21 protein-coding genes and 1 pseudogene are annotated in these 23,575 nt (G+C 63.7%); 8 read left to right on the top strand and 14 right to left on the bottom strand.

The annotated features are described in order from the left end of the window. Positions 1-100 precede the first annotated feature (100 nt). The gene (locus ABNX08_RS21315) at positions 101-1,069 is read left to right on the top strand and encodes a tripartite tricarboxylate transporter substrate binding protein (RefSeq protein WP_022537670.1); all 969 of its coding nucleotides are present in this window, start codon (positions 101-103) and stop codon (positions 1,067-1,069) included. Positions 1,070-1,155: 86 nt separating this feature from the next. On the opposite strand, the gene ABNX08_RS21320 is transcribed toward ABNX08_RS21315, so the two are convergent. The 3 genes from ABNX08_RS21320 to ABNX08_RS21330 form a co-directional block, all read right to left on the bottom strand. Further along, positions 1,156-1,440 carry a hypothetical protein gene (locus ABNX08_RS21320; RefSeq protein ID WP_022537671.1) on the bottom strand — a complete coding sequence of 95 codons (285 nt, stop codon included), beginning with the start codon at positions 1,438-1,440 and terminating at the stop codon, positions 1,156-1,158. A 159-nt stretch (positions 1,441-1,599) separates the two neighbouring features. Further along, the gene (locus tag ABNX08_RS21325) at positions 1,600-2,679 is read right to left on the bottom strand and encodes a maleylacetate reductase (RefSeq protein WP_022537672.1); all 1,080 of its coding nucleotides are present in this window, start codon (positions 2,677-2,679) and stop codon (positions 1,600-1,602) included. Positions 2,680-2,692: 13 nt separating this feature from the next. Continuing rightward, positions 2,693-3,697: a tripartite tricarboxylate transporter substrate-binding protein gene (locus ABNX08_RS21330; protein ID WP_022537673.1), complete on the bottom strand. Its 1,005-nt coding sequence runs from the start codon at positions 3,695-3,697 to the stop codon at positions 2,693-2,695. 159 nt (positions 3,698-3,856) lie between these two features. On the opposite strand from ABNX08_RS21330, the gene ABNX08_RS21335 reads away from it, so the two are divergent. Continuing rightward, positions 3,857-4,795 (top strand): LysR family transcriptional regulator, encoded by a 939-nt coding sequence (locus ABNX08_RS21335; protein WP_022537674.1) that lies wholly within the window; start codon positions 3,857-3,859, stop codon positions 4,793-4,795. An 11-nt stretch (positions 4,796-4,806) separates the two neighbouring features. On the opposite strand, the gene ABNX08_RS21340 is transcribed toward ABNX08_RS21335, so the two are convergent. From ABNX08_RS21340 to ABNX08_RS21370, 7 genes are all read right to left on the bottom strand, one after another. Continuing rightward, positions 4,807-5,880 (bottom strand): porin, encoded by a 1,074-nt coding sequence (locus tag ABNX08_RS21340; RefSeq protein ID WP_022537675.1) that lies wholly within the window; start codon positions 5,878-5,880, stop codon positions 4,807-4,809. A 396-nt stretch (positions 5,881-6,276) separates the two neighbouring features. Further along, on the bottom strand, positions 6,277-7,719 hold the full coding sequence (aspA, locus tag ABNX08_RS21345; RefSeq protein WP_022537676.1) for an aspartate ammonia-lyase: 1,443 nt from the start codon (positions 7,717-7,719) through the stop codon (positions 6,277-6,279). 27 nt (positions 7,720-7,746) lie between these two features. Then, positions 7,747-8,799 carry a dihydroorotase gene (gene pyrC / locus ABNX08_RS21350; RefSeq protein WP_022537677.1) on the bottom strand — a complete coding sequence of 351 codons (1,053 nt, stop codon included), beginning with the start codon at positions 8,797-8,799 and terminating at the stop codon, positions 7,747-7,749. A 26-nt stretch (positions 8,800-8,825) separates the two neighbouring features. After that, positions 8,826-10,079 (bottom strand): Zn-dependent hydrolase, encoded by a 1,254-nt coding sequence (locus tag ABNX08_RS21355; protein WP_022537678.1) that lies wholly within the window; start codon positions 10,077-10,079, stop codon positions 8,826-8,828. 72 nt (positions 10,080-10,151) lie between these two features. Continuing rightward, on the bottom strand, positions 10,152-11,102 hold the full coding sequence (locus ABNX08_RS21360; RefSeq protein WP_022537679.1) for a dihydroorotate dehydrogenase: 951 nt from the start codon (positions 11,100-11,102) through the stop codon (positions 10,152-10,154). Then, positions 11,095-11,943 carry a dihydroorotate dehydrogenase electron transfer subunit gene (locus ABNX08_RS21365; RefSeq protein WP_022537680.1) on the bottom strand — a complete coding sequence of 283 codons (849 nt, stop codon included), beginning with the start codon at positions 11,941-11,943 and terminating at the stop codon, positions 11,095-11,097. Before ABNX08_RS21365 ends, ABNX08_RS21360 begins: the two co-directional genes overlap by 8 nt. Positions 11,944-12,005: 62 nt before the next feature. Further along, positions 12,006-13,253, bottom strand: coding sequence for an MFS transporter (locus ABNX08_RS21370; RefSeq protein WP_022537681.1), 1,248 nt, complete (start codon positions 13,251-13,253; stop codon positions 12,006-12,008). A 346-nt stretch (positions 13,254-13,599) separates the two neighbouring features. Between ABNX08_RS21370 and ABNX08_RS21375 the strand changes: the two genes are divergently transcribed. Together ABNX08_RS21375 and ABNX08_RS21380 are read left to right on the top strand one after the other, a co-directional pair. Continuing rightward, positions 13,600-14,484: a helix-turn-helix domain-containing protein gene (locus ABNX08_RS21375; RefSeq protein ID WP_022537682.1), complete on the top strand. Its 885-nt coding sequence runs from the start codon at positions 13,600-13,602 to the stop codon at positions 14,482-14,484. 46 nt (positions 14,485-14,530) lie between these two features. Next, positions 14,531-14,857, top strand: coding sequence for a hypothetical protein (locus tag ABNX08_RS21380; RefSeq protein ID WP_041681929.1), 327 nt, complete (start codon positions 14,531-14,533; stop codon positions 14,855-14,857). Positions 14,858-14,865: 8 nt separating this feature from the next. Here ABNX08_RS21380 and ABNX08_RS21385 read toward each other — a convergent pair whose 3' ends face one another. Next, the gene (locus tag ABNX08_RS21385) at positions 14,866-14,997 is read right to left on the bottom strand and encodes a hypothetical protein (RefSeq protein WP_022537684.1); all 132 of its coding nucleotides are present in this window, start codon (positions 14,995-14,997) and stop codon (positions 14,866-14,868) included. Positions 14,998-15,336: 339 nt separating this feature from the next. On the opposite strand from ABNX08_RS21385, the pseudogene ABNX08_RS21390 reads away from it, so the two are divergent. The 3 genes and pseudogenes from ABNX08_RS21390 to ABNX08_RS21400 all read left to right on the top strand — a co-directional run bounded on the left by ABNX08_RS21390 (position 15,337) and on the right by ABNX08_RS21400 (position 18,947). Beyond that, a pseudogene (locus ABNX08_RS21390) lies at positions 15,337-16,745 on the top strand (MmgE/PrpD family protein). Between the two features lie 23 nt (positions 16,746-16,768). Continuing rightward, on the top strand, positions 16,769-16,999 hold the full coding sequence (locus ABNX08_RS21395) for a tautomerase family protein (protein WP_022537687.1): 231 nt from the start codon (positions 16,769-16,771) through the stop codon (positions 16,997-16,999). 421 nt (positions 17,000-17,420) lie between these two features. After that, on the top strand, positions 17,421-18,947 hold the full coding sequence (locus tag ABNX08_RS21400; protein ID WP_022537689.1) for a CYTH and CHAD domain-containing protein: 1,527 nt from the start codon (positions 17,421-17,423) through the stop codon (positions 18,945-18,947). Between the two features lie 17 nt (positions 18,948-18,964). Here ABNX08_RS21400 and ABNX08_RS21405 read toward each other — a convergent pair whose 3' ends face one another. Together ABNX08_RS21405 and ABNX08_RS21410 are read right to left on the bottom strand one after the other, a co-directional pair. After that, a complete protein-coding gene (locus ABNX08_RS21405; RefSeq protein ID WP_022537690.1) occupies positions 18,965-20,239 on the bottom strand; it encodes a DUF445 domain-containing protein in 1,275 nt (424 codons plus the stop codon). A 248-nt stretch (positions 20,240-20,487) separates the two neighbouring features. Next, positions 20,488-20,748 (bottom strand): hypothetical protein, encoded by a 261-nt coding sequence (locus ABNX08_RS21410; protein WP_374063699.1) that lies wholly within the window; start codon positions 20,746-20,748, stop codon positions 20,488-20,490. 272 nt (positions 20,749-21,020) lie between these two features. On the opposite strand from ABNX08_RS21410, the gene ppk1 reads away from it, so the two are divergent. Then, positions 21,021-23,069: a polyphosphate kinase 1 gene (gene ppk1 / locus ABNX08_RS21415; protein WP_022537692.1), complete on the top strand. Its 2,049-nt coding sequence runs from the start codon at positions 21,021-21,023 to the stop codon at positions 23,067-23,069. A gap of 72 nt (positions 23,070-23,141) precedes the next feature. Here the strand turns inward: ppk1 and ABNX08_RS21420 are convergent, their stop codons facing one another. After that, positions 23,142-23,477 carry a hypothetical protein gene (locus tag ABNX08_RS21420; RefSeq protein ID WP_022537693.1) on the bottom strand — a complete coding sequence of 112 codons (336 nt, stop codon included), beginning with the start codon at positions 23,475-23,477 and terminating at the stop codon, positions 23,142-23,144. Positions 23,478-23,575: the final 98 nt, after the last annotated feature.

The raw sequence follows: 23,575 nt of genomic DNA on the forward strand, positions 1-23,575 counted from the left end.
TTTGAGATGACACCAATTAAATTAGAATTAATTGACGCTATATCAAATATGCATCGCCAATGACGCCCCCGGCGACGATGTGCTACATACGGGAGACAACATGAAACGTCGCGCCTGCCTCGGGCTGCTTCTTCTGGCCGGGTTCAGTGCCGCAGCCACTGCCAATGCTGCCGGCTATCCGGGCAAGATGGTGCGCATCGTCGTGCCATCGATCGCGGGCAGCGCCCCCGACATCATTGCCCGGCAGGTGGCCGAGCGGCTGACGGCAACCTGGAAGCAACAGGTCATCGTCGAGAACCGCCCCGGCGGCAACGGCATCGTGGCGATGAGCGCGCTGCGGCAATCGGCCCCCGACGGCTACACGCTGGGCCTGTTCCATGCCGCCGCCGCCGTCATCACGCCGATGATGTACAAGGAAGCGAAGTTCGACATCCAGCGCGACACGGAGGTGGCCGCCACCCTGGCCTACACGCCGATGATGTTCGTCGCCGACCCCAAGGCCGGGTACCAGAGCCTTGCCGATGTGCTCAAGGCAGGCAAGGCGCGCCCGGACGACATCACCATTGGCAGCCCGACCCGCGGCTCCGTGCCGCACCTGACCGCCGAGATGATGGGCCAGTTGCAGAAGACGAAGTTTCGGCAGGTCAGTTTCAGCGGCACCACCCAGGCGATCCAGGCCGTGGTGAAGGGCGATGTGCCGGTCTATGTCGACGGTATCGCACCATTGGTGCCGCTGGTGCGCAGCGGCCGGCTGAAGGCGCTGGCGGTCACCTCCGACACCGCACTGCCTGGACTGGATGGCATTCCGCTGGCGAAGGACGTGGCACCCGGACTGGTCGCCAAGGGCTGGTTCGCGATGTTTGCGCCCAAGGGCACGCCGGTTGCCGTGCTCGACGAGATCAACAGGGCGGTGAGCAGCAGTCTGGCGCAGCCTGCCTTCATCGAGCGCTTGAAGGACCTGGGCACGTATCCGATGGCGCAAGGCCGGGAACAGAGCGCGCGCTTCGTACAGGCGGAGAAGGTGCGCTGGGAGAAGGTTATCCAGGATGCGGGCGTGAAGCCCGAATGACGTTGGGAGGCGAGAAGCGGGAAAAGACGGAGAAGGGCAGGCCCGGGGCATGACGCCCGAACCGGCGGGCGCTCGTCTCCGGTCGGCTAGGGCAAATGCCTGCCCGGCAGCGAGGATGCCGGTGCGCGCACGGTGCCCGGGCGCGCATCATGGCGCTCGGTGCTCCGCGTGCGTCCCTTGTCCCGCTTCGCCGCATTGAATGCGCGACTATCCGACAGGCCCCGATTCCCGTTGCCGTGCGCCGGGCCGGAAAAAGCGCCAATCCTGACTTCCTCGCCCATCCCGCCGACAACATGCTGCGCGTGAGCGGTTCCCGAGGCGGCAGCCATCATGGCCATTGCCATCAGGGAAAGCGAGTGGATCGTTTTCATGCGTTCTCCTCCATCCGTGTCATTGGGCGCCCGGCAGCAAGGGTTTGGCCGCGGCGTCATTTTGGCTGCGGAGGATAGTGCAAACAGATCCGGGTATATGTAATCGATTGTTAATGGGCGCCGGCCCGCCGCCTTGCCGCAGGCCGGGTGTGACCGGCATCAGCCGGGTCGCCGCCCATGAAAGGCATCATCCAGCAGCTGCCGGATGCCGGCAGCGTCCAGCGGGCGTGGATTGGGATACTGTTCACGCAGCGCCAGCTCGCATGCACGATCGAGATCTTCCTCGCGCATGCCGATATCGCGCAGCGCAACGGGTGCGCCCAGCGAAGCCGCCAGGTCAAACACCGCCTGCGCACCGCTGACGCTGTCGCGTCCCAGCGCGGCCGCGACGGCCGCCATGGCTTCCGGCGCCGCCGGCGCGTTGTAGCCCAGTGCATGCGGCAGCACGATCGTGTGCACCTCGGCATGGGGCAGGTTGTAGGTGCCTCCAAGCGTGTGGCAAAGCTTGTGGTGCAGGCCTACCCCGACGCTGCCCAGCACGGCGCCACAGAGCCAGGCCCCATAGAGCGCATCGCCGCGCGCCGCCAGCACCTCTGCGTCATCCTGCCCGCTGCCCCGTGCGATGACGGGCAGGGCGCGGCCCAGCGCCGCGATGCCGTCGCGGCACATCCATTCGCTGACCGGGTTGCGGTCCGCGGCGTACAGCCCTTCGGCGGCATGGGCGATGGCGTTGATCCCGCTGGTCACGCTGACCGGAACCGGCAGGCCGAGAGACAGGTCGGGATCGTAGATCACAGTGCGCGGCAGCACCCGCGCATTGCGGCCCGTGCGCTTGAGCCCGCCCTCGGTCATGCCGTAGATCGGCGTCATCTCCGATCCGGCATAGGTCGTCGGCACGGCAACGATCGGCAGCGCCGATTCGAGGGCGATGGCCTTGCCCAGTCCGATGGTCGAGCCGCCGCCGATCGCCACCACGCAATCGGCGCCAAGTTCAGCCGCGGTCGAGCGCGCCAGGCGCGCCTGTTCCACCGGCACATGCATGACCGCGCCGTCGAAGATGCCGGCGCAGCGCGCGCCCAGCACCGCCGCCGCACGTTCGGCCAGGTCGCGTTGCGCCGGTGTGCAAAGCACCAGCACCTTGCCGGCACCGAGGGTGTCGACCTCTTCGCCCAGCGCCGCGAGCGCGCCGGGACGGAAAACGATGCGTTGCGGGTGAGTCTGGTAGATAAACGGTTGCATGATGGGCGAGCACCTATTCCGTTGCGATATGGCGAGCCTTGATCAGCCGGCCCCAGCGTGCGGATTCTTCCTGGATCAGCTTGTTGGCCTGCGCGGCATCCCCCGCAATGACTTCGAAGCCGCCGTCCGCAAGTAGCTTGGCAATCGCGGGATCGCGCAGCGTGGCGTTGACCTCGGCCGCGAGCTTGCCGACCACGTTCGGCGGCGTCTTTGCCGGCGCGATCATCGCCACCCAGGAATAGGCCTCGAACCCCTTGTAGGCTTCGGCCACTGCCGGTACGGCTGGCAGTCGCGCATCGCGTTGCCGCGCGGTCACGGCCAGCGCGCGCAGCTTGCCGGCCTGTACGTACGGCAACACCAGCGGCAGGCTGGCGATCATCGAATCGACGTGGCTGCCGAGCAGGTCATTGATCGCCGGACCGCCGCCCTTGTACGGGGTATGGATCCCGCTGGTGCCGGCCGCTTCATGGAACAGTTCGGCCACCAGCTGGTTGGAACTGCCCGCACCCACCGACGCGTAAGACACGGCGTTTGGCTTCTTCGCCGCCGCCACGTAGTCTTGCAGCGTCTTGTAAGGCGAACTGGCAGGGACGACCAGCACCATCGGCGAGCGCACCATGTACGAGACGCCGGTCAGGTCCTTGTGCGAGGCGTACGGCAGTTTGGGATAGATATAAGGCTCGGTGGCGAAGGCATCGAACACCATGCCGATGGTGTAGCCGTCCGCAGCACTGCGCGCGATCTGCCCGGTGCCGATGGTGCCGCCTGCGCCAGCGCGGTTGTCGATCATCACGGGCTGCGCCAGCCGCTTGCGCAGTCCGTCCTGGACCTGGCGGGCGACCTTGTCGACCGTGCCACCTGCCGCATAGGGCACGATCAGCGTCACGGGTTTGGCGGGCCAGCTCTCGGCGCGAGCGCTGGCGGGCGCGGCCATCGCCACGGCGATCGCGGCGAGCATGCCAGCGGCCGTCAGGCGTCGCCGGACGTGGGGCATCGTCATCTTTGCAGTTGTCTCCATCGGGATCGGCTCCGTTGTCGGTCTTGATATGTCCGGCGCTTCACTTTTGCTTATTTCGCCAAAGCTCGCCGGTTGCGTTGGCCAGTCGAATGTTAAACTCGCCGCCATACACGCGGGAAGCTGATGTGCTCGCGCAACGCCTTTGCGAGGATCGCAAAAATGGAATCCGCTCGCTTCGCCGAAAACCTGGCCATCTTTGTCGAAGTCGCGCAGTCTGGCAGCTTCTCGGCCGTGGCTCGCCAGCGCGGCATGGTCGCGTCGTCGGTCGCCCGCCAGATCGACACGCTGGAGCGGGAGCTCGGCGTGCCGCTGTTCACGCGGTCCACCCGGGCGCTGGTCCGCACCGACGCCGGCGACCTGCTGTTCGCGCGGGCCACGCGCATCCTGCATGAACTCAGCGATACGCGCGACGCCGTCACCGCGCTGGAGCAGGGCGTCAGTGGCCTGGTGCGGGTAGCGTGCCTTCCCGCCTTCGGCCGGCGCCACGTGGTGCCGCACCTGGGCGCGCTCTACGCGCAATACCCGCGCCTGACCGTGGAGCTGGCGCTGACCGAGCGCGTGGTGGATCCCGTGGTGGAACGCTTCGACGTTGTGATACGTGTCGGCCAGCAGGCCGACAGCTCGCTGATTGCACGATGCATATCCGATCAGCGCTACATCATCTGTGCGACCCCCGCCTACCTGGCGCAACATGGACGCCCCGTCCATGCGGATGAACTCAGGCGGCACCGCCTCATCGATCGTGGCCACAGCACCAGCATGCGCGGCTGGCGGGAATTGCTGACACCGGCGCACAGCGCACAGGCAACCTTTGCGCTCGAGTGCGATGACTGTGACGCGCGCCGGCTGTCTGTGCTCCAGGGGCTCGGCATCGCGCTGATGCCAGACTGGTCGGTGGGCCCGGATATCGGCGCGGGCCGCCTGGTGGAACTCACGCTAGACGGGCTGTTGCCGCAAGCGCAGGGGGGCATCTACCTGCTGCGCGCGACGCAGCACGCCAGCGCCAAGGTCAAGGCCTTCTGCACGCACCTGACGGCGAGCATTGGCAGCCCGCCTAGCTGGCAGTTGGCGATGACGGGGGAGGTGGCGCTGGCTTAGGAACGCAAGGCTCAGAAGCGATGCCGCATCCCCACCCCGAACGCATCGCCATGGGATTGGGAAGTCAGCTTGTCGTAAAAGTAGGCCGCGTACAAGTCGGTGCGCTTTGACAGGTTGTAGTCATAGGCGATTGCCGCGGTATTCCTGCTGAAGTCGTTAGTGCCATGCCTGGTCCGGCCGTACGCGTATGACAGCAAGACGCTGCCAGCGCCAAGGGGAACCGAGGCGCCGAGCTGGGCGTTCGTGTGTCTGATGTCGCCCGCGCCCCCATTGATATCGGTCTTGATGTACTGACCCTGGGCAAACATCTTGACCACCTTGAAATCGTAAGACAGTCCGACCTGGGCCGCATTCTGCTTGTTGAAGCCAACCAGGGCGCTGGGAGCGGTGACGTCTCCTGGTGTCGCATTGAACTTGACTTGCTGGAACGCTGCCGTGGCTCCGAATGCGCCGTTGAAATAGGTCAGGTTTCCGCCCCACTTGCTCTGGCCGGTACTGCCGGCCTGCTCGCCGAAGGCGTAGATGAGGTTGGCGGTCAGGCCGCCGAACGTCGGCGTCGAGTACACGACGGAGTTCGACCAGCCGGAGTCGCCAATGATGCCGGGGTCGTAGACCTGTCCGTTGGTGGCGGCCTTGTAGGTATGAAAGATCGATGGCCCGAACGCGTACGAATCGACCAGCGGGTTGAACAGGATCGTCGACAGGAAGTATGGCGTGGTGTTGCGGCCCAGCTTGACCGTACCGTAGCGATTGCTCTGCAGGCCCACGAAGGCGCTGCGGGTGAAGAAGCCGTCAGTATCCGATCTGCCGGATCGCCCCGTATCGACGCGGTAGAACCCGTTCAGGTCGAAGATGGCACGCATGCCGCTCCCAAGATCCTCGACGCCCTTCATCCCCCAGTAGGACGTCTGCATACCGCCTGCACCGACGACCAAGGCGCGTTCCCCGCCCGCGGCGCGTGTGCTGCCGATGTAGGAATCGACTTGCCCGTACAGCGTCACGCTCGATTGCGCATTGGCATTGAAGCCTAGTCCCGCTGTCAGCAGGGCGGTGCACAGTGCAGCGTTGCGCGGTCTTTTGGCCATGATGTCTCCTCGTATTGATATGTAGTTGGTTGAAATAAGGAAAAGGGAGCCCGTGGCGGCCATGAGATGGCCGCCAGCCACAGCGACGGGGATGGGTGTAAAAAGGCGCTAGATCACTGCCGGGGCAGCGGCAAGCGGTGGCCGCGGACCGTGCTGATGACGCCCACGAGATTGCCGCGCGGTGTACTTCTTCCCTTCAGACGGCTACCGTCAGTGCCTTCAGGAGACCGGTGGCGTTATGTCGCGCCGATGCCCCCCATGCGCCTGGGACCAGCCGGCGGGGTTGGCAAGGAACGACGCCAGCTCGTGCAATGCAGCCGGCATCCAGCAAGGCCTGGGCGACGGAGGTGCCCAGGGTCAGTTCATTGCGACTCAATGACATATGGCAATTCCAATTCATCTGGCTGGACCGCCCTCGCGCGGAGGGTTGGACGGATAGACCCGGGGCTGTGTCAATGCCTCGGGGCGCAGGGCTTCATCGAGCTCGGCTGCTGTCATCAGCTTGCGGCGCAGCACCACATCGCGGATGTTGGTGTTGTTGGCAAACGCCTCTGCGGCCACCGCGGTGGCGTTCTTGTAGCCGATGATGGGGTTCAGCGCCGTGACGAGCGCGATCGAGCGCTCGATCGTTTCCCGCAGCCGCTCAGGGTTCGCGGTAATGCCCTTGATGCATTTCTCCGCGAGGGTGAAGCAGCCATTGGTGAGATGCTTGAAGCTGCGGAACAGGCTCGCGGCAATCACGGGCTCGAAGGCGTTGAGCTGCAGTTGCCCGGCTTCCGCGGCGAACGTCACGACCGTATCGTTGCCGAAGACCTCGAAGGCAATCTGGTTCACAACCTCCGGGATCACCGGATTTACCTTGCCCGGCATGATGGAGGAGCCGGCTTGCATCGGTGGCAGGTTGATCTCGCCAAAGCCCGCGCGCGGCCCGCTCGACAACAGGCGCAGGTCGTTGCACGTCTTGGACAGCTTCACGGCGATGCGCTTCAGTACCCCGGAAATCTGCACGAAGGCGCCACAGTCCTGGGTTGCCTCCACCAGGTTCGGGGCGGTGAGCAGCTCGATGCCCGTGATCCGGCTCAAGGCCGCGGTGGCCTTGGCGGCGTAATCCGGGTGGGCGGTAATGCCGGTGCCGATGGCGGTGGCGCCGAGATTGACTTCGCGAATCAGCGCGGAGGCTTCACGCAGACGCGCCATGTCCTCTTCCAGCATCACGGCGTAAGTGGAGAACTCCTGGCCCAGGGTCATGGGCACGGCGTCCTGGAGTTGCGTGCGGCCGAGCTTGAGCAGGCCGGCGAACTCCACTGCCTTGTCGTGGAAGGCGGCCCGCAGGACTTCCATCGCTTCGAGCAGATGCCCGATGGCGAAGAACGTCGCGATGCGCAGCGCGGTGGGATACACGTCATTGGTGCTCTGCGCCATGTTGACGTGCTCGTTGGGGTGCAGGTAAGCGTACTCGCCGCGCTTATGGCCCAGAATCTCCAGGGCACGGTTGCAGATGACCTCGTTGGCGTTCATGTTGGTCGAGGTCCCGGCCCCGCCCTGGATGGTGTCGACAACGAACTGGTCGTGGAACTTGCCTTCCCGCACTTCCTGGCAGGCCGCGATGATCGCATCCCTGAGTGGGACCGGCAGCAGCCCAAGCTCGGCATTGGCCTCCGCCGCGGCCTGCTTGACCGCTGCCAGTGCGAGGATCAGGTTGGGGTAGGCCGAGATCGGCGTACCGGAGATCTGGAAGTTCTCGACGGCCCGGAGCGTGTGGACGCCGTAGTAGGCGTCGGCGGGCACGTCGCGCTCGCCTAGCAGGTCGGATTCGATGCGGAATGTGGGGGTGTTCATCAGGGGCTCCCTGCAGCTTGGTGATATCTACAGACTAGGCGATGCCAGTGTCCATTCCAGCGTCTCGCCCGCCAGGAAGGGCTGGATGCGCTTGCCGTCGGGAAGGGATACCGATCCGGCGACGCGGGTACGGGTCCGGTGCAGGATGACGGTGCCTTCGTTGAGCGGGAGGCCATAGAAGCGTGCGCCGTGCTCGCTGGCGAAGCCTTCGAACCGTGCCATGGCGTTCTCCTCCTCGAACACGGTGAGATAGGCCTCCAACGCGGTTGGCGCACTGAAGATCCCGGCACAGCCGCAGGCGGCCTCCTTGGCGGAAGTGTCGTGGGGCGCCGAATCCGTGCCGAGGAAGAAGGACGGGGACCCTGATGTCGCTGCCCGCCGCAGCGCGAGGCGGTGTTGCTCGCGCTTGAGCACAGGCAGGCAGTAATAGTGCGGGCGAATGCCCCCGGTGAACATGGCATTACGGTTCAGCATCAGGTGCTGGGGCGTGATGGTTGCTGCCAGCCTTGCGCTGTCATCGCGCATGACGAGGTCGGCCGCGTCTTCGGTGGTGATATGTTCCAGCACGACCTTCAGGCGTGGAAACGCCGCCAGCAGCGGGCGCAAGGTGCGGCGGATAAACACGGCTTCCCGGTCGAATACATCCACCGCCGGGTCGGTGCTCTCGCCATGGACCAGCAGAGGCATTCCAAGCTCCTGCATGATGGCGAGCACGGCGGACACGCGCTCGATCGAGGTCACGCCGTACTCCGAGTGGGTCGTGGCCCCGGCGGGGTACAGTTTCACGGCGCTAAAGACGCCTGCCTCGAAGCCCTCGCGGATCTCCGCAGGGCGGGTGCTGTCGCAGAGGTAGCAGGTCATCAACGGCGTAAAGCGTGCGCCCGGCGGCAGTGCCGCGAGGATACGTTCGCGATAGGCAATGGCAGCCGCGATCGTTGTCACCGGCGGCTTCAGGTTAGGCATCACGACGGCGCGGGCGAACTGCCGTGCCGTATGCGGCAGCACCGCGGCAAGCGTGTCGCCGTCGCGCAGGTGGAGGTGCCAGTCGTCGGGGCGGCGGATGGTCAGGGTCTCAGGCATTGGGGATATCCGGGACTTCGTGGGCCTTACAGGCTCGAAATGGTGTTGGACAGGACCTTGACGCCCAGCATGAAGTCGTCGATGTCCATGGCTTCGTCCGGGTTGTGCGAGCCATGCTCGTTGCGCACGAACAGCATGCCGGTGGGGATGCCGGCGTTCGCGAACAATGACGCGTCGTGGCCGGCGCCGCTCGGTACCAGTTCGGTGGGGAGGTTCTCCCGCTTGCATTGCTCGGTCAGCAGGTCGGAGAGCCGGCCGTCCATCACGGCGGGCGCGGCATCGATACGTCGGTCAAACTCGAAGCGAACGCCCCGGTCCCGCGCGATCGCCTTGCATTCGGTGCGGAACAACTGATAGAAGCCTTCGAGCGTCTCGGCGCTCTTGCTGCGGGCTTCGAAGCTGAAGTGCACGGTGTCGGGGATGCGGGAAATGGAATGCTCTTCCGGGCTGGTGGACACGATGCCGGTCGTCACTACCAGGTCGATGCCGCGTTCCAGCAGCGCCTTCCAGTGTTCGTCCAGGCGCGTGATCAGGTCCGCCACCGCGAACATCGCGTCCTTGCGCAGCCAGCGCGGCACTGCGCCGGAGTGCCCCGGCTCACCGACGCAGGTGACCCGGTTGTGCCGCACATTGCCGCGGATGCCGGGGACCACGGCAAGCGGCAGCTGGCGCGCCACCATGACCGGACCCTGCTCGATATGCAACTCGAGATAGGCCGCGGCGGCGGATTTATCGAACAGCACCTCCTGGTTCGTGACCGCTTGAACATCTGCGCCTGCGGCAGCCATGGCTGCGCCGAGCGTCTGGCCGGTCTGGCGATGTCCCAGTGCCAGGTCGTCAGCCGTCAGCTTGCCTAGCGCAGCGCCCGAGCCCATATAGGCCTTGCCGAACCAGGCGCTTTCTTCCCCGCGGAAAGCAATCACCTTCAGTGGTACCGGCGAGTACGTCCCGCTTTGCTTCTGGCCGAGCAGGCAGAGCAACCCGGCCACGATGCCCGCGAGGCCATCGTAGTTGCCGCCCCTGGGCACGGAGTCCATGTGAGACCCAACCCAGGCCGCGGGCGCGCTCGCCTCCGACTCCGGGAGTCGGAATACGAGGTTGGCCGCGCGGTCGGCCTCTACGCGCAGGCCATGACCTTCGGCGAAACGCCGCAGGTATTCGGCCACTGCCGTTTCCCCCGCGCCGTAGCTGTCGCGCGTCACGCCAACGCCGTCAAACGATAGCTCGCGTATGTCCCGGAAGAGCTGTTCCGCGACGGGCTTTAGTTCCAGAATATCCATGACATGTCCAGCATGATTGGTGGCGCCACGCGAGAGCGTGACGCGGCCTGGTCCGGGAGGATGGCTGCCGGCTCAGCCCGACTGCTGCGCGAAGCGCAACCAGCGGTCGCTCAGTTGACGGTCGAGCTTCACCTGTCCGGTGAGGTCACGGATCGCCGCGGTGCCCGTCTCTTCGCAATAGGCATGGAGCCCGTCGATGATCTTCTGCATCACGCCAGGGTCACGGAACGAGGCGGTGCCCACCTGGACCGCGCTGGCACCGGCAAGCATGAACTCGACGGCGTCGTCCGCGTTCTGGATGCCCCCGCAGCCGATGATGGGAATGCGCACCGCGCGATAGCACTGATGGACCAGCCGCAGCGCAATCGGCTTGATCGCTGGGCCCGACATGCCGCCCATGACGTTGCCAAGCCTGGGCTTGCGCGTGCGGATGTCGATCGCCATCCCGAGCACGGTGTTGCCCATGACGATGGCGTCGGCGCCAGCGTCCTCGGCGGCCCGCGCCACGGCGGCGATATTGCTGGCGTTCGGGGTCAGCTTGACCCAGAACGGATGCCTGGTGCGGCGGCGGATCGCGGAGACTGCCTTGTAGGTGGTCTCCGGCAGCATGGCAAAGGCCATGCCGTCGGCCTCGAGGTTGGGGCAGGAGATATTGGCCTCGATGGCCGCGACTTCCGGCAGCGACATCTCCTCGCAAGCCAGCGCGAACTCTTCCGCCGTGTCGGCGGAGATCGAGACCACGACCGGTGTGTCGTATTGCGTGTAGGGCGGCAGCACGCTGCCGCGGTAGTAGTCGAGTCCCTTGCTTGGAATGCCGATGGAATTCAGCATGCCGCTGTGGACTTCCGCAACGCGGGGCGTGGGATTCCCGGCGCGGGACTTCGGCGAAACGCTCTTGATCACCAGGGCGCCAAGCTGGTTGAGGTCCATCGCTTCGCGGTACTCGATCGCGAAGCAGCCGGAGGCGGGCATCACGGGATTGCGCAGCGTCAGGTCGCCGACCCGTACAGTCAGATTAGCCAAAATCCACCTCCCCAACCACTTCGCGAATCGGAAACACCGGGCCTTCACGGCAGACCCTGAGAAACTGCTTGTCGCCCTCGCAGTCGAACAGGCGCACGCAGGACAGGCATACGCCCATGCCACAGGCCATCCGTTGCTCCATGGCCACCTCTCCCCTGACGGCGGGGTAGTCGCCGAGGATGCGCTGGAGCAGCATCAACAGTCTATGCGAGCCACATGTGTAGACCGCATCGGGCCGCTGTGCGTCGATCAGCTCGCGCAGCAGCACTGCAACGGTTTCGACCGAAGACGTACCGTCGGCGTCGAAGACGGTGTGGACCTCGGCGGCAGCGCCGCGCAGGAACTCTTTCTCCATCAGGTCGTCGCGGCTGCGCGCCGACATCACCGCAGTGATGGCGACGCCTGCGTCCGCGGCTTGCCGGATCAGCGGTGCCATCGTGGCCAGGCCGACACCGCGGGCCACGACCAGGATGCGCCGGAAGGACGGGGCGAAAGTAAAGGTATTGCCCAGCGGGCCCACGATATCCATCTCGCCATCGACCAGCAGGGTCGACATGGCGCGCGTGCCGACGCCGGTCACGTTGTAGAGGAATTCGATGGTGCCGTCGGCCGGGCCGGCGCCGTACACGCTCATGGGCCGGAGCAGGAACGGTTCCTCGTCACCGGTGCTGGGGCATTTGAGCTGATAGAACTGCCCGGGCCTGGTCATGGTGGCGATCGGCGCGTCCGACGCCAGGCGAATGTACTTGTAGCGCTGGTTGACCCAGTAGTGCTCGACTACCCGGCAGCGATAGGAAGCGACGGTGGCGCTGCTGCGCCCACCGCACACGGTTGCTGACATGATGACTCCTGCTGATTTGAAACCGCCGCGCTCGCGCAATGGGAGCGCGGCATTGCGTGCTGTTATTCCAGCTCGACGCCCTTGAGTTCAGGGATAAGGAAGAAGGTCGCAAGCATGTCCAGCACATAGATGCTGGCGAGCAAGGCGATCGCGACCTGGAACGAGTAGGTGGCAGCGAGCGCGCCGACCACGATGGGGCCCAGGCCGCCAACGGCCCGGCCGATGTTGAACAGCACGTTCTGGGCTGTAGCGCGGGCGGCGGTCGGGTACGCCTCGGAGATCAGCGCGCCGTATCCGCCGATCATGCCGTTGACGAACATGCCCATGACGGCGCCTGCCCACAACATCGTCGTCGGGTCCGACAGCTTTGCGTAAGTGAGGACCATGGCCACGGCACCCGCCTGGAAGATCAGGAAGGTGGGCTTGCGGCCGATGCGGTCGGCCAGGTGCCCGAAGATATAGACGCCGATCATCATGCCGACGATGGTCACCGAGGTCCACAACGCGGACTTGGTCAGCGAGAAACCAAGCGCCTTCGACAGGTATGTCGGCAGCCAGATCATGATCCCGTAGTAGCCGAAGTTCTGGACCGAGCAGAGGATGACGATGCCCAGGCTGGTCCGCGTGGTGCGCCTGTCCGCGACCAGCAGCCTGAAGGCGTTGGCTTTCTTCTCGGTTCTTGTGCTGCGCACGAAGACTTCCGGCTCGTGCAGGCGGTTGCGCACAAACCAGGCAACGAAGGCCGGCAGCACGCCGATCAGGAACATACCGCGCCAGCCGACGACCGGCAGCAGCAGCGGCGTCAGCAGTGCCGCCATCAGCACCCCCGCCTGCCATCCCAGCGCGACATAGGACGAGACGCGTGCCCGTTTGCTGGCCGGCCACGCTTCGGCCGCCAGCGCCATGCCGATGCCGAACTCCCCGCCGAGGCCGATACCGGCGATGGTCCGGTAGATCAGCAGGTCCCAGAATCCTTGCGCAAACGCACACATGCCGGTGAACACCGCAAACAGCACGATGGTCCAGGTCAGCACGCGCACGCGGCCGTACCGGTCGCTGAGCGAGCCGAAGATGATGCCGCCGGCGACGGCGCCTACCAGCGTCCAGGTCACCAGCGCGCCGGACTGGCTGGTGTTCAGCAGCAGCGCTGCGCTGATGGCGGGCAGCATGAAGCCCAGGATGAGCAGGTCGAAGCCGTCCATTGCGTAGCCAATGGCAGACCCGGCCAGGGCCTTCCAGGCATAGGGCGACGTCTTTTCTTCAGGAATTGCACCGGCGGGGGCCATCGATGCTTTGGCGTTTGCTTCCATGGGGAACAGTCCTCTGGATATCGTAGTCGTGACTTGCTGCGGCTGGGGCTTATCGGGCGCCTGGGGAGTGGGGTGCTGGCGCGGAAGGCGGATGCTTTGTCATGTCTGTCTCCTTTTTTAGACCGATGGCATCTAAAAAACCACTGCACCTGCGTCCGGTAGCCGACCTGGGGCGTACAACCGGGCGTCATGCAGTGGAAATCTTTTTTTTTAGACTATTCGTCCCCGATAGCCATGGCAAGGAATTTCTGATGGGATCAGGGTATCTCCCGAGTCCGCAAAAAGAGGCCATTGCTGTCCCGCGCCAGCGTGCTATAGTGACAGCAATCTAATTATTGAGACAGTGATGGATCGTCGTGCCACCGCAGCCGGAATGATCGATTTCGAGGCCATTGGCGCCCGCCTGCGGGCTTATCGCCTGGGCGCGGAGCTGCGTGCCGAGCAAATTGCCGAAGTGCTGGGGATCTCGCGCGCCGCGGTCTACCGCATGGAAAAGGGCGAGATTGTAAAAATTGAGACGCTGGAGAAGCTGGCGGGCATCCTTGACACCTCGCTCGCGTCGCTTTTGGGGGCGGGGACGGAATACTATCCGTCGGCGCTGGCCTATATCGAGCGCATGCGCCAGCTGGAACAGGGCGCGACCCGGATTCTGGCGCACTTCGAGCCCATTTCCTTCCTGCTCACTTCTCCCGACTACGACCGCTATCTGGAGCAGATGCTGCGGGAAAGCGGCGACCACCTCGATGACAAGCGCATCCGGGCCATGATGGAGCTGCTGCAGGAGCGCAAGCGCTCGTTCGTGTCGAGTCCTGCGCCCATCGTCAGCCTGATCGGGCTGCGCGAACTGGAGCGCTTCGTCCATTTCGGACTTGTCGGCAAAATGGACCTGCCGCCTGCCACCAGGATGGAGCGGTCGCTCGCGGCGCGTGCGGAGGTCGAGCGCATTGCCGAACTGCTGGAGAAGCAGCCCATCGGGATGCAGATCGGCATCGTCGACGAGAGCATGCCGAACGCGACCTTTCAGGTCTTCGAGCGCCCGAGCGGATCCTATGTGGCGGTCAGCCCGTTCCGCTTCGGCGAGTTCCCGAACATCTCATCCGGCATCGCTTCCGTGACCGCCGCGCCCGAAGCCGTTGCCCTGTACACGCACATGGTTGAGTCCCTGTGGCAGCGAGCCTACAAGGGGGCTGACGGTGCGGCGCTGCTGCGGCGCATGCTCCAGCAGGTTTGAATTCAGTTCGTTCCATCCTCCTTCTTCAAAACCAGCGATGACCACCATGACGTTCAGCACTGTCACCGAGCAGTTCAATGCAAGCGTACCGGGCACCGATGCCTTCCTCAGGGTCAAGGAGAGCATGCCGACACTGATGAAAAGCGATCCGTCGCATGCGGCCGCCTACTTCCTGGTGTATGGGTTCGCGCGTTCCTATGTGATTCTTCACGACGACGAAGGCATCACGATGGAAGTCGCCGAGATGGCCAAGAACCAGCTACTGGGCTATATGCGCGCGGTCGAGCAGGCGCTTCCCGGTGGCGCGGAGGCGCTGCTCGCCGCCATGAACGAGATCGTGGTCCACTACGACGCGAACAAGCAGTTGTTCTGACGTCCGCGTCAGAGCGACTGACTCAGTGCCGCTCGTTCGGCTTGCGGCTCGCGCGCGCCTTGCCCGAGGCTGCGCTCGATTTCCCGGACGGTCTCAAGCAACTTGGGACGGATTTCTTCGTGCAGGCGCGCGGCGTACATGCCCGGTGCCGCTCACGCCTTGCGTCCGGGAATATCGATTAAACCGGACAAATTTGCACAACTGAAAAGGCCTTCCCTGAAGATTCAATAAGGTTGTTTTGCAATGCAGTCTGGAGGTAATGCGCGCGGCCGGCCCTTGCCGGCGGCGCGCAGCATCGCATTCCGACCCGACATATCGGGGAGCAGAGGGGCTATCTGCGCGATAGATAACCCTATGCAATATCCTCGCTTGCTTCTCTTCTGGAACGGTCCAAACTTCGTCTCCAAGGCGTGACGCTTTGTTGCCAGAGCAATCACACTTGTTGCGATTGGACACTCCTAAAGAGACAGCTTCCAGACATGACTGCACCCACCACGGTTCAACGTATTGGAACGTTCGCTTCGAACGCGCGAGCGAATCAACTCACCCCGCAGGCTCGCCATCTGTTCAAGCGCAATATCCTCGACAGTCTCGGCTGTGCGATTGCGGCGCTTCCTGGCACCCCGTTCAAGGCACTGCGAGAGCAGTTCGATGAATACCGTGGCTCGGGTTCGTGCTCGCTGATCGGCGGCGGCAAGACATCGCCTGACCAGGCCGCCTTGTACAACTCCGGCCTAGTCCGCTACGTCGATCTGTTGGACAGCTACATGTCGCCGGGCGGGCTTTGCCACCCCAGCGACAATTTCGGCGCCATCCTGGCGGCGGCAGTGCATGTGTCCGCGAGCGGCGAGGACTTCATGCTCGCGCTGGCGGTAGCGTATGAGATCCAGGGGCGTATTACGGCAGTCGTTCCGGTGATGGCAAAGGGCTTCAATCACGCTATCCAGCTCGCAGTTTCAGCGGCGGCCGGGTCGGGCAAGCTGTTTGGCCTGGATCAGGAGCAACTCGCCCATGCGATAGCGATCGCCACCGTGGACAACATTTCGTTGACCTGCGTTCATTCCGAGCCGGTCTCGCAATGGAAGGGATTCTCCCCGGGCATCACTGGCATGCGCGCGGTCTATGCGGTGTCGCTTGCAAAGCGCGGGTTCACCGGTCCGCTTCGCCTGTTTGAAGGGCCCAACGGCCTGGTCCGGATGTTCGACCAGCCAATTGACGTCGATTGGGAGGATCAGCGGCTCGAGATCATCTTCCAGTCCGTGATGAAGAAGTACTGCTCGCTGATCCACGGCCAGCCAGTGCTCGAGGCCACGCTTGCGCTCAAGCGCAAGAACAACGTGAAAAGTGAAGACGTCGAGCAAGTGGTGTGTGACATCTTCCAGACGGGCTTCGACATCGCGGGCGGTGGCGCCTTCGGTCCCAAGGATCATCCGCAGACCAAAGAGCAAGCGGACTACAACCTCAAATACCTGATCGCAGCCGCCCTGCTCGACGACCAGGTAGGGCTGCCCAGCTGGAGCCCGAGCGCGTGCAGGCAGCCGATGCGCAGGCACTGCTGAAAAAGGTCACCGTGCGTCCCGATCCGGCATTCACCGCCCAGTATCCCCAGGCGCTGAACACCAGGGTGACGATCCGGTGCAAGGACGGCCGCGAGTTGTCTGCCGAGCACGTCGGTTTTGAAGGCGGTCTCGGCAATCCGCTCAGCTGGGAGCGCGCGGTCGAGAAATTCCATTGGCTGAGCGAGCCATATGCCGATGAAGCGCTTCGAGGCCAGATCATTCATCTGGTCTCGACATTGGATGAGCATTCGATTTCTGAGTTGATGCAACTCATGGCGAAGGTGAGTCCGACACCAAAGTTCCCGGCGAAACACCGGGGAATCCAGTAACGACACAGGCTCAGGAGAGACAGATGGCCCTTATTTCTTGTGATATGCGATTTGGCAGGACCGACGAGCAGAAGCGGCAGCTTGCGGCGGGCCTGCTACGTGTGGTCAGTGAGGCGACCGGAGAGACGAAGGACGACATTTTCTTCGTGATTCGTGAAGGCCGTGGCATCAACTTCGTCGAGCACGGCGAGCATCTTCCGGAATACGTCGAAGGCGCGGCCAACGACAAAGCATTGATCAGCCGCCTGAAATAATGGATTCGAGGAGACAATCTTGCCGTTCATTGAATGCCACATTAAAGCCGGCCTGACGCAGGAGCGTCGGGTCCAGCTGATCGGGGACATCATCCAGAACTCGTGCTCTGTGCACTGGGTGCTGCAGCAACGCATTTGTACAAGCCCGGCATAAAGACACATATGCGCAATGCCATTCGTCATGGCGCTACGCAACACGAGATCATGGAGGTGCTGGAGATCCATCGGGATCCACGGCGCGTTGATCGGTGTTCCGATGCTGGAAGAAAGCTTCAACAAGCTGGTGATGTAGCGACGCCTGTTCCTGATGCTGCACACCATAGCGCGATGGCGACGGCGGCGTCGCATCGGGCAAGGGTCTGAACGCGGGTCGCGCGCCCTGGGCCCACGACGCCTAACATAGCTTCATGGAGGTGACACCATGGAGCGGGAACTGAAGTTTGAACTGTCGGCCGACCAGGCCGGTCGCGTACGGGATCTGCCGCTGCTGCAGTCCATGCAGGGCGGGCAACGGCACGAGGCGGCGCTGAAAAGCCAGTACTTCGACACGCCGGAACTGGATCTGCGTCGCCGCCATGCTTCCCTGCGCGTGCGTAACGACGGTGACCACCTGGTCCAGACACTGAAGTCCGTGGGCGAGCGTGGTGCCGGCTTGTTCCAGCGCGAGGAATATGAATCGCAAGTCGCCGGCTGGCAGCCCGATACGACGAAATTGCACAAGCTGGTGCCGAAGGACGCCTGTGTCCGAAGGATCTTTGACGCAAACGGGCTGGACGAGCGGCTGGCGCCGGTGTTCTCGGCGGACATCAGTCGCACCGTCGTCCCGCTGAAACTGCCAGAAGGAGACGAAGTCGAGCTGGCGATCGACCGGGGCGTGGTCAGTGCGGGCGAAGCCAGCCAACCCGTGCTCGAGTTCGAAATGGAACTCAAGGAGGGCGATCCCGCCCAGCTCTATGCGCTGGCCGCGCAGATCCTTCAAGTGGTTCCGCTGCGCCTGAGCTTCATGAGCAAGGGCGATCGTGGCTATGGGCTGCTGGTTTGCGAGAAGCTGGCGGCCGTACGCGCGTCGCCGCTCGAACTGGATCCGAAAGACAGCGTGGAAGCCGCCTTCCGCAGCATTGCAGAGAATTGCCTGGCGCAGGTACACGGCAACGAAGCTGCCGTGGCATCGGGACGTTCGGCCGAGGGCGTGCACCAGATGCGTGTGGGGCTGCGGCGGCTTCGCTCCGCTCTAGACATGTTCTCGCCGGTGCTGGCATGTCCGGATGCACTCCAGGACGAGATCCAATGGATCGCCGGGGAGCTTGGCGAGTCCAGGGACTGGGAAGTCCTTGCCCACTCGACGCTCCCGAAGATCGTGGCGGAGGAAAGTACACAGGCCGACCTGGGCCGTGTGCGGCAGCGTGCCCAGGACATCGCAGCGCAGCGGCGCCAGGCCGCCGCGGAAGCGGTCTCTTCAGCCCGTTACGCGAAGCTCGCCATCGAGCTGAACCGGTGGGTGGCTTCGGCAGCGTGGCGCAATGAACAGGAGCCGTCGAAGGCAATGGCGGCGCCCGTGACCAAATTCGCGCGCGATACGCTGCGCAAGCGGCATCGCAAGCTGGTGCGCAGGGGCCGGGGACTGCACAAGCTGGACGCGCAGCGTCGACATCGGGCCCGTATCGCGGCAAAGAAGCTGCGGTACGCAACCGAGTTCTTTGCGTCCCTGCTGCCGCAGAAGTCATTGCGCGGGTATCACAAGGCGTTGTCTCGGCTGCAAGACGACCTGGGCTGGGGCAACGATATCGCGGTGGCCGATGGCCTGCTCAGCAAGCTTCAGCACAGGCACGAGGCGGTGGCGGCGGGCGCGGCCTATGCGCGAGGGTTCCTGGCCGCCCAGCGCGAAGCGGACCGGCCAAGGCAGAAGCAGCTCTGGAAGCGCTTCCGTCGCGTCGAACGGCCCCGATAGACATGCCTGGCGGCGTCCTAAGCCAGCAGCAGCGCTCCCGCATGGAGCAGTACGCCAACGGCGCCACCGACGAAGGTGCCGTTGATCCGTATGTACTGGAGGTCCGGCCCGATCTCCGCCTCGATCTTCCGGCTGACTTCTTGGGCGTTCCAGCTCTGCACCACTTCGGTGATCAGCGCGGAGATATGGCGGCCGTAGCGAAGCACCACGGTGCGAACGAGATCCAGCCACCATGCATTGAGTTTCTGCTGGATGGCTGGATCCTCCGAGACGGATTTGCCGAGCGAGGCCAGCGTGCCGGCGATCGTGTCGCGGCTCAATGACCGCTCGCTGGCGATATCGGCGTTCAGGCGGGCCCGGACTCGCTCCCAGAGAATCCGGTAGTAGTCCTCGCGCCTGAGATACCGGATGCAGTCCCGCATCCAGGTCTTGCCAACGCGCCGGTAATCGTCGGAGGTCTGCAGCTTGCCGATCATGTCCTGGATGGCGGCGTCGAACTGCTGGCGCAGCTCGTGATGAGGATGCGCCACGACTTCATGCAGCAGCGCAATGATGCCTTCCACAAACTTGTTGACGATATACCGGTCGAGCAGGGCAGGCGTGTACCTGGACGCCTCGCCGAACTTTGCCTTGACCACATCCGAGTTCGCCACGAGCCAGCGCTCCAGCGCCCGCAGCCCGTGATTCAACAACGGCTGGTGGCGGCCGCCTTCAGTCAGGATCGTCAGGACATTGCCGGCAAGGCGGGACACATCCAGCGTGCGCAGTTGCGGCACCACCGTGCGTTCGAAGAGCCGCGCAACTTGCTTGTCGTTGAGGCTGCCCAGCAATGCGGGAACCGAACTTGCGACGGAATCGGCGATGATTCGGCTGTTCTCCGGCCTGGCCAGCCAGGCGGCAACCGCTGCGGCCGTGTTCTGGCTGCGGAGCCTGTCGACCACGATTGCCGGTGTCAGGAAATTCTGCTCGACGAAACTGCCCAGTCCTTTGGCAATCCGCTCCTGGTTCCGCGCAATGATGGCGGTGTGCGGGACCGGAATGCCGAAAGGATGCCGGAACAGTGCCACTACGGCGTACCAGTCGGCGATGGCGCCGACGGTGCCCGCCTCGGCAAAGGCGCGCAGCCATGCCAGGGCAGGATAGTCGCGCTGCAACATGACGCTGACGATCAGCAAGCCGATCATGGCGGCCAGCAGGCAAGTGGCGGTGATCCGCATGCGGGTCAGGCGCGCCTGCTTCAGCCGTTCAGGCGCCATGGCGGTGTCTTCCCTGTTGCCGGTCAGATCGCTCAATACGATGCCTGTCGAAGGAGTTTGCGGATCACGGTTGCGAGGTCTCGTGCGCGTGCCATATGAAACCGGTGGTCGCTTTTTTCCACGAAAGCGTCCACGAGAGAGAATGGGCTATTTACTTAATAATTTTGATTTCGGCAAGTGGCATGGAGCGGACAGGGAATCCGCCAACCTCGCCTGCTCCTCGTCGGATCCAGTATTGCTGCCTGACGAGAGGAGCAAAGAAATCAGGGGCTATCGAAGGCCTTTCAGTTAGGTTTCCCCTCACCGGCGGGTATCTCGTGCTCCCGCAGCCTCTGCAGCGACCTGGTCAGCCTGGCGCCGTCCTTACTGTCGGCGGCATGAGTCAGGGCCGCTACGCTCGCTTCCAGCCCTGCAAGTTCGCTGTCGCTACGTAGCTTGGTGGCTCTCATCTCCTCCAGCTCCTTCGCAATGCGCTTGCCCAGCTTGCGCACAAACTCCGGGTCAAGGTGACCGGCCGCGGCGGCAGCTTCGATATGATCGATCAAGCTCCTCAGTCCTGCCGGGGTGGTCTCGGTAAACGGCGGCATTTCATGTGTCATTGCTTACTCCAGTGGGCACGCCCAGACCATTTTAGGCAGTGGATGCGCCTGGCGGGACGAATCTCCGTCCCAAACGTGGATGACAAGTTATTCATGCTGCACACACAGATTGGTGCTGTCACATGTGGAATTGCCGACGGCGGCGCGCCGACCGTCGTGGGCACGCATATCATGGAACATGAATCCCATCCCACGCACAAATACGCCTGCGAGCTGGCATGCTGAATGGCAATGAACTCTACATCAACCGCGAACTCAGCCAGCTGGAGTTTTTCGACCGCGTCTTGCAGCAGGCTGCCGATTCCGCCGTGCCGCTGCTTGAGCGCCTGCGTGCGCTGTGTACCTTCAGCAGCAACCTGGATGAGTTCTATGAGATCCGCGTCGCGGCCCTGAAAGAGCAGTGCCTGCTCCAGTCTCCGGTTGCCGGCCCGGACGGGCTCACACCGCAAGAGGTCTACGCACGGCTCAACGAACGGGTTCGCGAACTGGTCGATCAGCAGTACTGCCTGTTCAATGACGTGCTGATTCCCGCCATGGCCGGGCAGGAGATCTGTTTCCTGCGGCGCCCCTCGTGGAATCCAGTGCAGGCGGCATGGATCCGGGACTTTTTCTTTGCCGAGCTGATGCCGGTGCTTACCCCCATCGGCCTGGACCCGGCGCATCCGTTTCCGCGCGTCCTGAACAAGAGCCTGAATTTTGCCGTCGAACTGGAGGGCAAGGATGCGTTCGGGCGCAACTCGGGCTATGCCATCGTGCAGGCGCCGCGGGCGCTGCCGCGTGTCATTGCACTGCCATCTGATGTTTCCGAGTGCCAGCATGGCTTTGTTTTCCTTTCGTCCATCCTTCATGCCCACGTCGGAGAATTGTTCAGTGGCATGACGGTTCGCGGCTGCTATCAGTTTCGCGTGACCCGCAACAGCGAGCTGTTTGTCGACGAGGAAGAAGTCAAGAATCTGCGCGAGGCGCTGCAAGGCGAACTACCGCACCGTCATCTCGGAGATGCGGTCAGGCTTGAGGTGGCCGACAACTGCACCCCGGCGATGACTGCGTTCCTGCAGGAACAATTCGGCTTGTCGACCAGCGAGGTGTTCTCGGTCAACGGGCCGGTCAACCTGGTGCGCCTGCTGCAGGTGCCGGATCAGGTCGATCGTCCGGAACTGAAGTACAAGCCTTTCCGGCCCGGCGTGCCCAAGGCCTTGCAGGAGCATGCGGACATCTTCCACGCCATCCGCGAAAGCGACATCCTGCTGCATCATCCCTTCCAGTCCTTTGCACCGGTGGTGGATTTTGTCAGGCAGGCGGCGCAGGATCCCGATGTGGTGGCAATCCGCCAGACGGTCTATCGGGCGGGCCATGACTCGGTCCTGCTGTCGGCACTGATCGAGGCGGCGCGCAACGGCAAGGAAGTCACTGTCGTGGTGGAACTGCTGGCCCGCTTCGATGAAGAGGCCAATATCGGTTGGGCTGCGCAACTGGAGGCAGTCGGCGCGCATGTCATCTACGGGGTCGTTGGCTTCAAGGCACACGCCAAGATGGTGCTGGTATTACGGCGCGAAGGCGGAAAACTCAGGCGCTATGCGCATCTCGGCACAGGGAACTATCACAGCCAGACAACGCGCACCTATACGGACTTTGGCCTGCTGACCTGCAACGAGTCGCTGACGCAGGATGTGGCCCAGGTATTCAGCCAGTTGACCGGTCTTGGCCAGACCAACAGCCTGACCCATATCTGGCAATCACCGTTCACCATGAAGAAGGCATTGCTTGCCGCGATCCGGTGCGAGGCCGAGCACGCCAGATCCGGCGGCAAGGGGTTGATCATCGCCAAGATGAATGCATTGCTGGAGCCGGACCTGATTCAGGCCCTGTACGATGCTTCACGTGACGGGGTGCGTATCGACCTGATTATCAGAGGCGCCTGTGCGCTGCGCCCCGGCGTGGCGGGCCTGTCGACGAATATCGAGGTGAAATCGATCATGGGCCGGTTTCTCGAGCACTCGCGCATCTTCTATTTTCACGATGGCGGGGCAGAGAAGGTCTTGCTCTCCAGCGGCGAATGGATGGAACGGAGCCTCTCCCGGCGGATAGAGATCTGCTTTCCCATCCTCGACACCAGGCTGAAGCAGCGCGTGATCGCGGAAGGCTTGACAGCGTATTTGTCGGACCGCTGCGACGCCTGGCAGATGATGCCGGACGGAAAATACGAGCGCCGGTCACCGCATGACGGCGAGGCTGCGCAAAACGTGCTGCTGGCGGCTTTGACGTGAACCATTCAGGTTCGTGGACACTGCCAACCTTCTGGTCCTGAAGGCAAGCCGCGGATTGCCGAGGTGCTTGAATTACTGCTTGCGTTGGGCCTGGCTCGCGAATGCTCTCCATTCCCGGAAGACGGTGTCCAGGCACGATGCGGAATCGCAACTGTCCCGTTTCCTCCGGAACGCTGCGATGTCTGCCTCGGTAATCGATCCTGCCTTGAGCAGCCGCTGCTGGTCGGCATAGATGCGTTGGTAGCCCATGGAAAACAGCGCGGATTCGCAGATCAGCCGCCGCGCCTGCGTGGGTGCGGCAGGTGTGGCCGAGGGATCGCAGTCGATGTCGGTGGCATGTGCGGTGTTCAGGAAGGCGAGGCCGGCGGCTGCCAGGCAGTAACAAGCGAAGCGGAAGATGCAGGTCACGATGGGTTTGCGGGAAAGGCCACGCGCGTCTTGCGCCGGCCGGTGGTATCGAGCACCGAGCCTGGCACGATATCACCATCGTTGCTCGCGAGGACTCC

The sequence above is a fragment of the Cupriavidus sp. DF5525 genome (genome assembly GCF_040149425.2).
Taxonomy (GTDB): domain Bacteria; phylum Pseudomonadota; class Gammaproteobacteria; order Burkholderiales; family Burkholderiaceae; genus Cupriavidus; species Cupriavidus pickettii_A.